We start from the raw sequence: 374 nt of genomic DNA on the forward strand, positions 1-374 counted from the left end.
TAAAGGGGTTAATGTTCCGTGGCGTGGCTTGCATGGGTTGAATATACAAAATATTGGAAACAAGTCGGCATGCAGATCTACCGACGTTGCTAAGATCAGCGCAAGGCCTTTATTGCGAGTGACGCAGGAGCGAAGCAATCTTGTTTTTTTGTTGAATCGTCGTACTGTCGAATCGTTTAACCAAAACGGTCACGTTATTTAGGGAAGGACAAAGTGTAACGTCTTAGGTCTCACATCTTATGTCTAACGTCTAAAATCTTACGTCTTCTAAAAATCTCATATCTCACGTCTAACCATCTACCCGCACCTCAACCATCCTTGGGTTTTGGCGGGAGGGGGATAGCAGGATGGACAGGGTAAGCGGCCAAAACGGG

1 protein-coding gene is annotated in these 374 nt (G+C 45.7%); it reads left to right on the forward strand.

Features of this window, described 5'->3' with window-relative positions; genetic code table 11:
• On the forward strand, positions 1 to 202 hold a 202-nt coding region (locus IAQ59_RS22195), incomplete at its 5' end, for a hypothetical protein (protein WP_209333037.1).
• Between the last annotated feature and the right edge of the window lie 172 nt (positions 203 to 374).

The sequence above is a fragment of the Lunatimonas salinarum genome (genome assembly GCF_017811155.1).
GTDB lineage: Bacteria > Bacteroidota > Bacteroidia > Cytophagales > Cyclobacteriaceae > Lunatimonas > Lunatimonas salinarum.